At 58.8% G+C, this 13,107-nt stretch carries 16 protein-coding genes; all 16 read right to left on the bottom strand.

Going from position 1 to position 13,107, the window contains the following annotated elements:
• Positions 1-797: 797 nt before the first annotated feature.
• Complete coding sequence (gene dsbG, locus HV796_RS11620; protein ID WP_217477886.1) at positions 798-1,619, bottom strand: thiol:disulfide interchange protein DsbG; 822 nt, start codon at positions 1,617-1,619, stop codon at positions 798-800.
• A gap of 312 nt (positions 1,620-1,931) precedes the next feature.
• The gene (locus HV796_RS11615; protein WP_175226626.1) at positions 1,932-2,927 is read right to left on the bottom strand and encodes a M41 family metallopeptidase; all 996 of its coding nucleotides are present in this window, start codon (positions 2,925-2,927) and stop codon (positions 1,932-1,934) included.
• 15 nt (positions 2,928-2,942) lie between these two features.
• Positions 2,943-3,350 carry a hypothetical protein gene (locus tag HV796_RS11610; protein WP_175226625.1) on the bottom strand — a complete coding sequence of 136 codons (408 nt, stop codon included), beginning with the start codon at positions 3,348-3,350 and terminating at the stop codon, positions 2,943-2,945.
• Positions 3,351-3,448: 98 nt separating this feature from the next.
• Entirely contained in the window at positions 3,449-3,766 is a 318-nt protein-coding gene (locus tag HV796_RS11605) for a hypothetical protein (protein ID WP_175226624.1), read from the bottom strand.
• 33 nt (positions 3,767-3,799) lie between these two features.
• Positions 3,800-4,069, bottom strand: a complete 270-nt coding sequence (locus HV796_RS11600) for a hypothetical protein (RefSeq protein WP_175226623.1) — start codon at positions 4,067-4,069, stop codon at positions 3,800-3,802.
• Positions 4,070-4,230: 161 nt separating this feature from the next.
• The gene (locus HV796_RS11595) at positions 4,231-4,890 is read right to left on the bottom strand and encodes a hypothetical protein (RefSeq protein WP_175226622.1); all 660 of its coding nucleotides are present in this window, start codon (positions 4,888-4,890) and stop codon (positions 4,231-4,233) included.
• A gap of 517 nt (positions 4,891-5,407) precedes the next feature.
• Positions 5,408-5,656, bottom strand: coding sequence for a hypothetical protein (locus tag HV796_RS11590; protein ID WP_175226621.1), 249 nt, complete (start codon positions 5,654-5,656; stop codon positions 5,408-5,410).
• Positions 5,653-6,399: a hypothetical protein gene (locus HV796_RS11585; protein ID WP_175226620.1), complete on the bottom strand. Its 747-nt coding sequence runs from the start codon at positions 6,397-6,399 to the stop codon at positions 5,653-5,655. Before HV796_RS11585 ends, HV796_RS11590 begins: the two co-directional genes overlap by 4 nt.
• Before the next feature lie 131 nt (positions 6,400-6,530).
• On the bottom strand, positions 6,531-7,307 hold the full coding sequence (locus HV796_RS11580) for a hypothetical protein (RefSeq protein WP_175226619.1): 777 nt from the start codon (positions 7,305-7,307) through the stop codon (positions 6,531-6,533).
• 83 nt (positions 7,308-7,390) lie between these two features.
• Entirely contained in the window at positions 7,391-7,957 is a 567-nt protein-coding gene (locus HV796_RS11575) for a hypothetical protein (RefSeq protein ID WP_175226618.1), read from the bottom strand.
• A 232-nt stretch (positions 7,958-8,189) separates the two neighbouring features.
• Positions 8,190-9,068 carry a hypothetical protein gene (locus tag HV796_RS11570; protein ID WP_175226617.1) on the bottom strand — a complete coding sequence of 293 codons (879 nt, stop codon included), beginning with the start codon at positions 9,066-9,068 and terminating at the stop codon, positions 8,190-8,192.
• Between the two features lie 325 nt (positions 9,069-9,393).
• On the bottom strand, positions 9,394-9,606 hold the full coding sequence (locus HV796_RS11565) for a hypothetical protein (protein ID WP_175226616.1): 213 nt from the start codon (positions 9,604-9,606) through the stop codon (positions 9,394-9,396).
• Between the two features lie 229 nt (positions 9,607-9,835).
• Positions 9,836-10,285, bottom strand: a complete 450-nt coding sequence (locus HV796_RS11560; protein ID WP_175226615.1) for a hypothetical protein — start codon at positions 10,283-10,285, stop codon at positions 9,836-9,838.
• A gap of 309 nt (positions 10,286-10,594) precedes the next feature.
• Entirely contained in the window at positions 10,595-10,810 is a 216-nt protein-coding gene (locus HV796_RS11555; RefSeq protein ID WP_246355807.1) for a hypothetical protein, read from the bottom strand.
• A gap of 874 nt (positions 10,811-11,684) precedes the next feature.
• Positions 11,685-12,398: a hypothetical protein gene (locus tag HV796_RS11550; RefSeq protein ID WP_175226614.1), complete on the bottom strand. Its 714-nt coding sequence runs from the start codon at positions 12,396-12,398 to the stop codon at positions 11,685-11,687.
• Positions 12,399-12,692: 294 nt separating this feature from the next.
• On the bottom strand, positions 12,693-13,103 hold the full coding sequence (locus HV796_RS11545) for a hypothetical protein (protein ID WP_175226613.1): 411 nt from the start codon (positions 13,101-13,103) through the stop codon (positions 12,693-12,695).
• Positions 13,104-13,107: the final 4 nt, after the last annotated feature.

The raw sequence follows: 13,107 nt of genomic DNA, 5'->3' as shown, positions 1-13,107 counted from the left end.
CAGTCTGTAACTTTAAGCATCCTAGCGAGCGCTAGCGAGCCTCTCCCACTCGAGAAGTACCGTATCGGACGTGGAATCGACAAGACGACAATAATTGCCCTCGGGGCACAGGAACGCGACAATCAGGGACGCGAGCCAGTGCCAGGGAACACAGTATTTTGGCGTGCGAACGCCACGCCGCACGAAGATCTGATAACGCTGCATGTTAAACAATCCATTGTTGCTGCTTTTCAATACCCGAGCCTGTCCAGAACTTCCTTGCCACTGTAGTCGTCCCGCAGTCCGACATCTTCTATGAACTCGTCAAAACTCGCGTAATGACGCTTGATCTCCGCCTTCGCCTCAGCACGGGTCACGGTAGCCTCGCAAGCTAGCTTCCCAGAAAAAGTTCCTGACAGGAACTACCCGATCGCATTCGCATACATTAAGCGAGTGAATCGAGCGATGCAACGCCAAGAAGAGTGTCAAACAGAGAACGATTCGCCTCAATTGGCTGAGTACGATCGATATTCTTTGAGCAAACTGAGTTTCCGGTCAGGAAATCTGGGGGCTGGCCTTGTCCCGGGCGATCGTACTCGTCGCCTGATGAGCGTCGGCTTCTGGCTCGTCCTCGGGACGACTGAGTGACGCCACGATCTGCGCCAGATAAGGATCCTCCCCCATGCTCGCGCTGTCATCGAGTGGGTTAGATGTTTGTTCGCCTGCTTTGCGGAATCGGGAAAAGAAAGGGAGCATGACCGCGATGTCTCTGATTTCACTACGTGGGTTGCGCGCCTGCGTCAGCTCAGACCGCTCGCCTACTGATAACGCTTCAGCTCCGGATCGGAAACCGGCAACTCCGGGATGTCGAGGATCTTCGCGACAAACGATGCCTTCGCCATTCCAATGCTGCTGACTACCTCCTGCGTCCCGGCATCCCGATAGGCCAGGCTCGGCGTTCCATAGAACCCCAACGCCTTCATCAGCTCGCCGTTACTGCGGATTTTCGCATCGGTTGTTGCACTTCCCTTGATCGGAGCGATGCCGCCGCTTTCCGACGCCTCCTGATACTTCGTCTGGAGAGTGCGCATCACGCCAGCCGGATCTTTGGCCTCGAGCAACGCCGCCGCCTTCCCACCTGAGTCCGGTTTCAGTAGACCCACGGGAATCCAGCGAACCTGCAATCCCTTCTTCTCGTAGGGCTGCACAGCTTTCCAGAGCAGATGACAGTAGATGCAATTCGGGTCCATGAAGGCATAGACGATTGCCTTCGGCCGCCTTGCTCCCTCCACCACGTACGCGGTTTGCTCGATCTTTGGCCAGAGCGCTGCGACATCGATCTTTGGCGCCATAGCCTGTGCATATACGCTGCTCAGGTCCTGACGTGACTGGTCGAGGATATGCCCTGCAATGAGGTACTTGCCGTCCGCAGTCGTGTATACGATATCCGGCGGCCCCTTCGGTCCCTGTACGACCCACCCCGTCAGTCCGTCGACGGCCTGAAACGATCTGACCACGGCGATTTCCTTCGGGATGTTCGCGGCAAGGACCGGCGGAATCGCCAAATCGGCGAGCGCCGGGATCGAACCGGTCAACGCCAGGACACAGAGAAGCGAACGCATAGAGCGGAGCAGACGCATGCCGACTTAGGGAAAAGAGATTGTGGGCTTCTTGAGGGTATTCCCGCTACGCCACCGTGACAATCGCAAAACGCGCGCTCAATCGAGCGTCATTCCAACACCGATCGCCCAGGATTCCCGTCAGCCAGATCTTCTCGAACCGGTCGCGCTACAACCGCGCCCGTACATGAGACGGCGACGGAAAGATTTTCGCATTAATCAGGCGTGATGTTGCGGACGGACAGAATGAAGTGCACCGCTCCGCTCGGCGCCATAGATCTCGTCCATCTCGCCTCAAGGACGTCGATCAAAAGAGGAGCACGATCCGGTCTATCAGGACGGGATCCGAAAAGCGAGCGAATGAACGTCGACACGATCGAGGTAGCTGGCGATCTGCTCATGGTCAAGCTCGCCACGCGCGAGGATGTTATCGGCGAGTTCGACCAGCACATCCCGGTTGCTGGTGAAGAATTCGCGCAGGTCGCTCCGCTGGCGTTCCTCTAGGGCATTGATCGTGTCCCGGTTGATCTGCCGTTGCCAGAAGGTAGCCGGGAAACGATAAAAAGCACCGGCACTTCCCGCGACGGCAAACCGAGTAGCCAGTTCCATCCATTCGGCGTAATCGTCTGCTCCCCCGTTGGCGCGGGATTCCAAGACGGCAAATTCCGCCTCGAGTCCGGCCAGAGCGATCAGCATCGCGACATAGGCGTACGTTACCGGTACCTGCATCGGAGTCAGCAGGACCTCACCGCCTCTCGGATTCCGATCAGTGATAACCCGACGGACCAGGACACGCATGTCACTGGGGCGTTCGGGAAGCAATCTGTAAAGCAGCGTATGGCCAGCCTCGTGGATTGCGACTCGCCGCATATCCTCGGGGGACTGAATATAGGGCTGCATAGCCCCTTCCTCAATGGCTGGGACCAGTCGACGCTTGCCCACCAGGCATTCCACCCAGCCGACCACCGCCACGGCTGCCAGAGCCGGTATCGCCGCTTGCGGCGAGGTACTTACCGCGGACAGTAGCGCAGAGATATCCGGAGCGCCAAGCCTAAGCAGGAGAACCGTGACCGCGAGCGCAAGTCCGCGAAGCAAAACCCGACGGCCGTTCGGCCGCAACAACTGGGTCAGCCCGATCCACAAGAGGCCCACCGCGACGATGTCGGCACACAGATCAAGCGTAAGGGTTCCCTGAAGTGTGGCGTGAGGGAGCAAGACGAGAACTACAGCCGCGACGGCAAGCCATGTCGTTGCATCGCACGCTACCCTCAGAGCGAGTTCGCGCCATCTGGGCGCCAGCAGGGAATTCTGCTCGACTAGATTGCTCATAGGTCACCTTGAGCGTTACAACTTGGAGCTTGTGGCTGGCATATCTTGCGCCACCGGCGGTACCCACTTCTTGCCGCGGCACTCGAGAATACCGCCGGTGGCATCGGAGGCGATCGACCAGTTGGTCGAACAACTGCTGCCAATCGTCGCGCTGCCGCCAATCTTCACTTCGTTCATCACCGGATTGTTTCCGGTCACACCTTGCGCGCTCGCAGCAGCACACGCTCCGAAAGCGACAGCAGCACTGATCGCACCGATACTGAATTTCGCACTCGACTTCATCTCTTTCACCCCTTTACGCTCAGATATTCGTTGCCTAAAGGCACGACGATTCCCTGCAACGCGCGGCAACCTGAAGAATTGGCGCAGGCGACAGAACGCCTGATACATCGCATCGTAAGCGCGTCTTTCAAGCTCAGACATGTGACCTCCCCCATGACAACACCATCCTGTTCTTGCGGCGTCAGATACTCACCGGGACGTCCCGATAGCAAAGATGTTTGGGAGAAAGTCTGTCGAGATCAATCATTCAAAACCCCACGATTCGAGACGAGGCCATCCAGGTTCAGGTCACCACCCGCCCAAGCGACTTCCCCTTCACTCCGCTCATCCCACAACACCAGATTTGCTTTACAGCAGTGACTCACCCAGACCTTGCACATCTTGCTGTCTAGCAGTGCACCATCGAGTGCTTCTTCATGCGAATATTCAAAATCGGCGTGCTCAGGGCGACAATTTCCGCAGCCGTTCTCACAGGTCCACTGCTGACCTTCGTCCAGATCGGGCAAAACAACATCTTCGCAATGACGCGCTTCCGGCTGGGCGACTGCGGTATCCATAGATGAGCCTCTTTTGAGATTGACAGCGGCCGCTCAGCGACCGGTCGCCGCGGCCTGATGCTCGGTCTGAACAAATTCGGTGATCTTTTGTCGTACCGGTGCCAACGCGGAATTCACTTCCTGTACCTCGTGTGCCATGTCCACGCGATTACCCGTAGTGTCGATCGGACTGTCGCCAATGCAGAGCGTCCATTGATCGGAACTCGACTTGCACGGATGCGGCAAAGCCGTCTGCTGCTCCTGTGCAGCGACCGGCCCCGCTATCAGGAAGGTTACGGCAAGTGTCGGGATCACGAATTTCATGGACTAGCCCTAGGCTGATATGAGATCAGCCATCCATTATCGAGATCGCGAGGGATCCAACAATTCGGAAACAGACTGCAACACAGGGGGATTTCCGCGTTGAGCAACGTTTCCTCGGAAAGCAAAATTTATGTTCCGAATGCGGTTAGTGCCGCCGAACGCTATGGGGAAATCCCGCCCTCCTCGACGGTGACATTGCGTCCGTAGCGAGCGATCTTGTCGGCCTCCCATTCGAGGAGAATGGCGAGGGCATCCCCGCTGAAGAATGAGCCGGTGGCCTCCGGGTTGAATAGCCCGCCTTGCCTCAGACCAGCCTGAATACCGATCAGCACGGCTTCGCCCGACGGCTCCATTCGAAACACATAGTAGGTAGTCACGACCACGCCGCCGGCGCCGGCACGCAGCTTCCGGTAGTCGACTCGCACGTATGCGTATCCTGAATGGTTCAGGATGGGCTTGAGCCCAATTGCCGGGCCGATGCCCGCCGCTACCGCGTTCAGTACAGGAATCTGCGTGTTTGGATGGTGGGACTCCCAGGCATCAAGCACCAGGCCAACTGCAGCGACTGAAACCGCCTCATTTCCCACCGGGCCGATCGAACCTGCGCCCGGGAGTTGACCGCGCGATTGGATCAGCGGCTCCAGCGCCAGGGACTCGATGTACGCCGCCAGCGCTTGGCTGTAACCCTCGGACATAGCGACGAAAGTCAAGGTGTCGCCGCGACTGACTGAGACAGGCCCCTTCAGGAACATTTCGCCGTCACCCTCGCGCAGCTGCTTGAAGCTGTACGAGGGCATAAACACACCGGTCGTGTATAGCATGGCCATCCTTTTGGCTCGCGGGGCCGCTACCACACCCCCGCTAAATTGGTCGCTTGTGCGAGATAAGACCAGACGCGCTTGCGTGCCGCCATCGCGGACGGGCGGATAGAGTACCGCGTTCGGGATGCGTTCGCCGCCATCGCAACCTGCCGCTGCGTGCTGTGCACCAGCCGCGTGTGCTCGTCGATCCGAAACCAGAGATCTCGCTGCAGGGAGATACCGGTGCAACGTCGGGTGCAGGGAGTGCTCGCGGGTTCCACAGCCGTCAATTCGGCCCGAGCAAACGCATCCTGAACAGGGCAAAGCGCATCCGCCATCGAGGACAACCAGCGTCGCGCATAGGCATTTCCCCGCCACTCCGCTCTCGACGGCCATCTCCCGCCTACACCGGGCGCCTGCTGGTCACCTCGTTCCAAGTCTGGAGCATCCAACCGGATTGGACCGCTCGAAAACGAAGCGCATCCGGGCATACTTTCGCCGTCGGATCGCCCGTGGTCGAATCAGATCCAAGGAAGCATCACTCGGATGTAGATTCAAACCGGAGACGGAGTTGCTCGCCGGCCTCGGCATCGAGCGGCTGCAGCATGACGTCCTCGCGCCGAACCCATTGCGGGCCAACGCGGCTAGACACGCCCTTTCTGAACCTGACGAAGTCACCGGTCGGGTGAACCTCGACGATGAAGCCGTATACGAAGCCGCCGGTCGGCTGGGGCACCTTGCAGGCGCGTCCCGTGGACTCCAGCGCTTCTTCACGGGTCAGGCTCAACTCGGCCGCCCCTTCGCCAGCTCGTAGTTCGCCCAGGCTTGGATCGCGCATTCGATATCCTCGCACCGGAACGGAAACCTATGGACAAGCTCGGCCCTCAGCGTCGCCACCTGGCGAATCTGCTGGAACTGCGCGATATTGACCGCGGCGCGCAGCATTTCGGATACGCTGGCGCGATAGCGTTTCCGGGCCTGGTCCATCGGAAGCACGATCGCGTTCGGCCAGCCGAATTGGTCGGCGGTTATGTCAGCGACGAAGCTCACGCCGTCAGGCGATTTCCCTTCCACCCAGTAATGTCCGTGCCACATACCAGTCTGGTCGATGGCGCCTTCACAGAGTTTCCCGTCGCCGCCCCGCACGGCCGCTTCACACTTACCGAACTGCTCGAGTGCGTTCCGTAGCAGGATCGCGCCGTACAGGCAAGTACCGCCGGTATTCGCGATGTTGCTGTCAGAGAGAACGAAGTCGAACACATCTCGCATCATCGTGGTTAGCCGTTCCACCTCCCGCAGAGCCGGATCAGAGTCCACTGCGATTTGCGGGCCCAACCAGTCGCCCTCGGACGGCTTCCATTTCGGATTGTCCGGTTCGATCTTGCGCATGGTTTCCAGCGCGTCCGGGTCACGATAGTCTGCGATGCACCGCACGCAATCACCACCGCAATCGACCGTGTCCGGTTTCCCGGGCTGGTTGAGCTGCTGGCTGCAGATTTGACAGGTATGCGATCCCGGTTGTTGCGACATGACGCGGTTCTCGTTGCAATAGACGGCCCATGATAGCAGCGGGAATCGGCGGAACAAGCCGTCCACAAAAGACAAACAGCCCATCCACCTTGCGGTGGAATGGGCTGATTGGTGTTCGGCCTCCGCCCGAATTACGAGGCGACGAGTCGATTGATGATGCCTTTTGCGTCGGCACAGAATGGCGCCAGCATGTTGAGCGTAAGGTCGACCGCTTGCTTCCGGGCCTCGAGCGTCAACCACGGTCTCGCGATCGCCGCCAGATTCGGCAGCTCTGCCATCGCTTCCAGCAACAGGCTTTCGGCCTTGATGCGGGTGTTCTCGGCCTCAAGCAATGGACAGTTGTCCGGCTCCCTGACTTTGAGCCCTGCCGCATCGCGCGCCTCAAAGCATTGTTTGAGGTAGGTCGCCAAATCCGATGCTTCCAGCATATACGACTGCTTCCGGTCAAGAATGACCGTATCGGCACAACCCCGCTCGACATACTTCCTCGCGATGCGAAATTGCCGCTGAGCCAGGATCTCCTCTTCGTAAGCGACGACGACCGGGCGAACAAGATCCTCGTGAGCCATCGCTACCAACAGGTTTTCTGCCGCCCGCGTCATGTTGCCATTCGGAACAAACGCACCCGACATGGCTCTTGTGATCTGCGCATCGAGCACGGCATCAATCTTCTGCTCGAGTACTTCCGGCAGATCCTTCACCTTGGCGTGGCCGCCAACCCAGTCGCTATCGGCGCACCACGCTTCGCCTCCGACAGGACGAAACTCGTAATGCTTTTCCGGCCGGCCAAGCCCACCTTGACGAACGATGCAGCGCCATTCGTAGCTGTCGATCTCGACCGGCGTCGAGACGAAGAAATGCTTACCGGCCTTGAAGCCAGCCGATGCCCCTTGAACCGCTTGATTCATGTTTCTGCTCCTGTTAATGCGAAGCAGCCACCCTCGCGGGTAGTGCCCCGCGAGGGTGATGAGTTACTTCCAGATATGGCAGGTTAGACCTCGGTGCCGCCAATCCAGCAATCACCGAGATAGGCGTCCGCTACATCGCCGTCGACGGCACGCACTGCATCGTGCTGGTTCAGAGAAGTCACGATAGAGTCATGCGTCCACGGCACAGCCGGTGACACGCTGAAAACGACATTCCCGGTTGGTCCCTGCACCGAAAGGACCTCGTTTTCACGGCCGTCAAGCAGGTCTGCCTCGCCAACACGGGTTGGGCGTGCTATCACCTTGATGCCACATGCGGTCGAATCGTACGCACCCGGCTTCCCGCCTCCCGGCTTCGAGTATCCGAACCTGGCAAAATCGGGAACACCGCCGCATTCGAGAATAAAGGCGTCAGCGTCCACGCCGTTCTCGGCAGCGTGTCCCCGAAACTCGCCAAGTCTTCCCAAGGCCTGCTTGATCTTCCCTTCACGATCTCGCAGCTCGAGTGACAGAATATGGCCGTTTCCCCGCGCCAGTTGCACCCCGTTAAGAGCCGCCTCCTGCTCGCGCAAAACCCCCAAGGCGTGCCTGACGTAGAACTGGACTGAATCCGGAACCTTTGCTTCGTGCATTTTCCTGCTCCTTTGTATGACGCGAAGCAGCCAACCCCGCAGGATAGACTGCCCCGAGGGTGGACTTTTAGGCCACGACGCGGACGGCCGAGAGGATGACGCTGGAATCGACGATGCGGTCGCGCCCACCGTCAAAATAAAACGCGGACGTTTCTACTATCGCGATACTCCACCATCTCGACCTTTTCATTCCGGTGATATGTGTCCGTCCTGCTGATCGGACGGACGTATCTCAATCTGCCGGCACCCAGCGATCTTGAGGGAATTCCTCGCTCATCACCTGCTCGACTTCCTCGACGAGGTCGACGCGCTTGCCGGCGATGAAGGTCGCCAGATCATGCCTCGTTACGCCGTCGATGTTGTCTGCCCTTATTGAACTGAGTACGCGAAACACATCCACCTTGCGCAGCCCGTCAATCGAGTTCGCTGCGATCTTGATGAACTGCTCGAGGTCGCTGTCCTCAGGTAGATTTCCATCATCGGCAAACACGACAACGCCACGCTTGCCAAACTGATAACGGCCGCTCTGTAATGCTGTCACATTAACCACAGAACCATCGGGGGCAAAATGAACGCAAACTTCTACATGCCGGGTGTCATCCCAAGACTCGTCGTGTTTCCACTCGACTCTCATGGATGTTTTCAGACAGTCGAGGTCACCGGTCTCCCACTCCCTGTTCCAAGGCATCGCGTGTGGAATGGAGGCGCCATCAGGAAATACGTATGCCTCGAACTCTGCGGTGGCCAGAGCAATCCGCCCTTCGAGCAATCTCCGGCCATCTGTAGCCGTCGGAGCGCGCCCGGTTTGCTGAGAGCATTTCCCATCCGTCGATGTCATCTCCAGGAGACCAACCTCGCTAAGGGCGAACGTCGCTGGACAAATCTCCAGAGCGTCCGCTGCATCTTCCAGAAGACCCACATCGATATCACCCGAGAAAGCCGGCGCATTGCCAGATGAATCGGAATAAATCCAACAGAGATCTTCATCGAAGGCTACCTGAGTCACCTGGGGATGGATCGCCTTGACGTGCTTGAAAGCGACTTTGACTGCATATGGGACACCCGCAGCCGCCTCGATGCGATATGCGGCAATCGAAGATGTTTCCGACATATTTCTGCTCCTGAATTGGCGCGAAGCAGATCCCGTGCGGGAATCGCCCCGCAAGGGTAAAAGTACTGCCCGAAGGCTACGATAAGATCGCGACGGGGTGCCGCTTGGCCGGTTGATGGGTGTCCTGCTACCGGTTAAAAACGCCGCAAGTCACCCTGACTCCTCTATGGAAGCGCCGAGAATCGTCGGTCCCTGCGAGGAAAGAATGAAAACCGCCAACCCGAAGGTCAGCGGCTTCTCGTTAACAACACTACGAACGCGTGCGGCCTCTCAAACTGCGTCGATAAGACCGGTAAGGCCGGTGACGCACTGGATGGCGCAGGCGTCATTGGCGTGCAACGTCTCGGATGACGCAGTACGCCGTCGAATGATTCGCGGCCTTGCAGTCGTGGTAGCGGTCCACCGTTGCGTAGATGCTCCATGCTGCAGACCCAACACAGACGATCACAGCGAGCGAGAGAATGGCGATCACCTTCAGCACGTTGTCGCTGTTGTCTTCCTTGTAGTCCGGACGGAGGTCCTCGTTTTGCTCGTACATAGCCTGCTCCAGCGTTAAGACGAAGCAGCTCCCCAGCGGGGGAAGAACTGCCCCGCAAGGGTTGTGGGCTGGGTTTGGGTCCAGCTACCTTTGAAAAACAGGCGAAGTATAGCCGAAATTTCCTGACAAGAAGTTTCGGCCGATACCCGGAAGCTCTCTTGGACTGCTGGCGGTGAGATAGGCGGCGTCGTACGGGGCTCTCTCCGCCGCAACGTTATCAGCCGGAATTTTACTGTGCCGCGTTGTCGGGCGGATTGTCGTCTGCTCGTCGCACCGTGCGAAGCGGAATCGTGAAGGTGTTCTCGTCCCCAGTTACAGCCGCGCGGACGAGCAGATCACATTCGGTTTGCTGTTTCGCCATGCATCCTGCCGGCGAGAACTCGAGACGCACGTCGCCGCCGGAGATCCCGTCTGGCAGGTAGCCAAGCGTTTTGAGCTGGTCGATCGACGGATGCATAACCTGACCATAGCCATTGCCCGGATCGATCGTGATCCCTTCGTCGATGGGCTTGCCCGCATAAATCTGCATCAGGTGCTGGCTGGCGTACGCGTTCGCCGCGCCCGCTAGCACTTCGAGCGGTTTCCCGGTGTCCGCCTGCGCCGGCATCGCACTGGCCATTACGCCACCGATGCAGCTCATGGCTGCCGCCACCGCGAATACAGGTTTGATTTTCTTCATGACCCACTCCTTTGAATTTCGGGGTGGTACCACCGTATCAGGTGATCATCGAGATTCAAGAGGATGTGAGCGCTGCCCTTCTTACCTGAAGTTTTCTGAGAGACCCGCTCATGTTGCGGCCCGCGGCAACGTAGCTGTGTCAAGATCACGACGCTCTTAGGCGCCGCGGCCCAGCACGACGGTGTCCCGCTCTCCGCTGGCTACCACTACGCCAGCGGAGAGCCTGCAAGTCGATCGTCACATTGGTCCCGGAAACGGCCAGAGCGAACACATAGAGCGTCAACATGGCGCCGCACTTGACGTCTCTCCTCAAAGTCTCCCCGCCCGAGCAAGCGCAACTGCACCCGCGTATTGGATCGGAGCACCCACAAATTCCGAGATGCGAGCATGAAGCAAGGTCGGTTCCTCCCAGGGTTTATCGCTGATGTGTTTCAGCGCTTCACACAAAAGTCCGACCGCCTTCTCGTGTTGAACCGCGTCGATCCAATACTGCCCTGCCATATCCACCCCGTGGCCGGTCGTCATGCCAGAAAGCTCTTGACCGGAATAGTTTCGGGCATCTTCTACGGCGAATAGCCGCGGAAGACGTCTCTGTAACCTGCTTATATCGTTGCGCTTGCCAGTTGACGGAGCACGATTGCCGAGAGCCCGGCAGGTGCCGTCATTCTTCCAATGGTTGAGATCATGGTCACCAGCGGGGACCTGCCCACGCCGTTGGCGGTCCGAGGCTCCCGCTCACTCACGGGAGTTGCATGTGGAACGGATCGAGGCGAGTTGCACGATTACGAAATTTTCCGCCGAACACTTCGCGCGAACAACCGATAAACGTTCACAAATACCGGGGGGGTTTCTTGAATTGAGAAAGCCCGCAGCCTTCTCAGCGAGAAGACAGGCGGGCTTGGTTTGCTGCAACTGCTTTTCGACGTCACTGTGGTCCGGAGCCCTGCATGAAGGCTCCGGCCGGCAGCGTCCATTCGGACGTGGCAATCCGATTCGGCACCGTATATTCGGTCGAGAGTGCCGGAGCGACAACCTCTTCCTCGTACGCGTAGGGCGTGCCTTCATCGGCGAGTTGCTGGGCCGACTTCGTCTGTGAATCGTCAGCGCAAACTCGCTTTCCAGATCAGCGATCCGGAGGAAGCGCACCGGCTTCAGCTTTCGCTTAGTCGCCCGCTGGTGGCAATCCGGGAAGACGCAATGTGCGCAGGACGCGGTTGAAGCCCAGGTAATACGATGGGTGCGGACGAGATAGCCACATGCGTGCGTATCGGGTCAGGTAATTGTCGGACCGGATGAACTTCGGTCGCGTTACGTCTCTCCTCTGTTTCTCTCCGGAAATGGGCGAGAAGCACCCCTTGCGGAACGCATCCCGCAAGGGTTGATGAAGACAGGCGGACTACTACGCGAACCAGACCGCCGTCTCAAAGAGGTGCCGCGCGGCGTGATCGTGTTTGTCGAAAGCAACCATCTTACCGTTATAGCCTTCCGCGATGGCAAGCCCGATCGCGGCATCGTAGTGCTCGCCCTCGTTGACGTCGACAGATGACACGGGCAACTCGAACGAGCGGATCTCGCGACGACCTTCCGAGTTGCTGCAAAGGACTGCCACCCGGACGCTGGTTCGATCCTTATCGACGTTCGCCTTTAGACCGAGCAGACGGTACAGATTGTCTTCGGCCTGATTGAGCTCGGAGGACAGCCGTGCGCCCTCCGCTTGGCCATCTTCGGACAGCCGATGATCGCCGCGCCGGAACGCCGCTTCACCATGCGCCGCGATCGCCGCCCTGACACGGTCGGTCCAGTTCGGCGGACACGCGACCTCTTCCCAGGCTTCGCCGCGGGCCAGTTCAGTACCGTCAGGCAGGATCACCGTGGTGATGTCGATCTGGTGATGGTTGGCCGGATCAGCACCTGCAGCATTCGCTTCCTCGACGCTCTGTCCCGGGCGTCGGAACGGGTAGTCGACTAGCACATGGCCGTTTTCGAACATGAGGCCAGTGGTTTCGTATTCCCCCGGGCCGTCAGCATCGGTCGCCTTGACCAGGACGGAGTAAGGAGCGAACTTCCCCACGAGAATCGGGGCGATAAACGACTTGACACTTTGCTGTTTCATGGATGCTCCGTTGAATCGCGAAGCACCCAGCCCCATCGGGGACTGAGATGCCCCGCATGGGTTGAGAATCACCAGATGGCGAAAGGTGACAGCGGCCCGACTGCACCGCAAGGCTAGTTTGGACCAGCTACCGATGGAAACCGAACCCTATTCTGCCGCAGACTTCCTGACAGGAATGTTCCCACCACAAGCCTCAATAATATGCCCGTCGGCACTTCCCAAAACATCGGAAGCACACGGCGGGCGGGTTGCATGGCCTTTCGACCCTCTAGGGCAATAGGGATACTGAGCCGACTACTTGCGCTCGAGCATGCCAATCGCGGCTGAGATGGCCTCGGCCGACTCACGGCGTTTTCCAAGCTCGTTGAAACGGAGGGCGTTGCGCAGAAGCTGCGCCGCGCCTGGGGCCGAGACGTTGGCCACCGGCTCCGCTTGAACCTGCTTCACATCGTGTTCGACGGACTCAACTGCGCTAGACAAGTCAGTGCCGTTGTACTCTTCAAGCATCGTGGAAACGACGTTCCAGGCCGAGATCGCGCGAGGGTTCTCGCTATTCCGAACTGCGTCGCCCGAGAATTCAAAACCCCACGCCTTCAACAGGACGCGAGCCATTCGTTCAGCGCCCTCCAGGACCTCCACATCGGTCATCGCGACGTGAACTTCCGGCGGTTTCCTGTCACGCATCTGACAATCTTGCTCTTTCATGTGT

It is taken from the genome of Paraburkholderia humisilvae (assembly GCF_902859855.1).
In the GTDB taxonomy this organism is placed as follows: Bacteria; Pseudomonadota; Gammaproteobacteria; order Burkholderiales; family Burkholderiaceae; genus Paraburkholderia; species Paraburkholderia humisilvae.
This window is presented reverse-complemented; position numbering and strand designations above follow the sequence as displayed.

Bases quoted from the DNA above. Each gene is read 5' to 3' on its own strand.
- dsbG (WP_217477886.1), bottom strand. From the start codon at position 1,619: ATGCGTCTGCTCCGCTCTATGCGTTCGCTTCTCTGTGTCCTGGCGTTG.
- HV796_RS11615 (WP_175226626.1), bottom strand. From the start codon at position 2,927: ATGAGCAATCTAGTCGAGCAGAATTCCCTGCTGGCGCCCAGATGGCGC.
- HV796_RS11610 (WP_175226625.1), bottom strand. From the start codon at position 3,350: ATGTCTGAGCTTGAAAGACGCGCTTACGATGCGATGTATCAGGCGTTC.
- HV796_RS11605 (WP_175226624.1), bottom strand. From the start codon at position 3,766: ATGGATACCGCAGTCGCCCAGCCGGAAGCGCGTCATTGCGAAGATGTT.
- HV796_RS11600 (WP_175226623.1), bottom strand. From the start codon at position 4,069: ATGAAATTCGTGATCCCGACACTTGCCGTAACCTTCCTGATAGCGGGG.
- HV796_RS11595 (WP_175226622.1), bottom strand. From the start codon at position 4,890: ATGCTATACACGACCGGTGTGTTTATGCCCTCGTACAGCTTCAAGCAG.
- HV796_RS11585 (WP_175226620.1), bottom strand. From the start codon at position 6,399: ATGTCGCAACAACCGGGATCGCATACCTGTCAAATCTGCAGCCAGCAG.
- HV796_RS11580 (WP_175226619.1), bottom strand. From the start codon at position 7,307: ATGAATCAAGCGGTTCAAGGGGCATCGGCTGGCTTCAAGGCCGGTAAG.
- HV796_RS11575 (WP_175226618.1), bottom strand. From the start codon at position 7,957: ATGCACGAAGCAAAGGTTCCGGATTCAGTCCAGTTCTACGTCAGGCAC.
- HV796_RS11570 (WP_175226617.1), bottom strand. From the start codon at position 9,068: ATGTCGGAAACATCTTCGATTGCCGCATATCGCATCGAGGCGGCTGCG.
- HV796_RS11565 (WP_175226616.1), bottom strand. From the start codon at position 9,606: ATGTACGAGCAAAACGAGGACCTCCGTCCGGACTACAAGGAAGACAAC.
- HV796_RS11560 (WP_175226615.1), bottom strand. From the start codon at position 10,285: ATGAAGAAAATCAAACCTGTATTCGCGGTGGCGGCAGCCATGAGCTGC.
- HV796_RS11555 (WP_246355807.1), bottom strand. From the start codon at position 10,810: ATGACGACCGGCCACGGGGTGGATATGGCAGGGCAGTATTGGATCGAC.
- HV796_RS11550 (WP_175226614.1), bottom strand. From the start codon at position 12,398: ATGAAACAGCAAAGTGTCAAGTCGTTTATCGCCCCGATTCTCGTGGGG.
- HV796_RS11545 (WP_175226613.1), bottom strand. From the start codon at position 13,103: ATGAAAGAGCAAGATTGTCAGATGCGTGACAGGAAACCGCCGGAAGTT.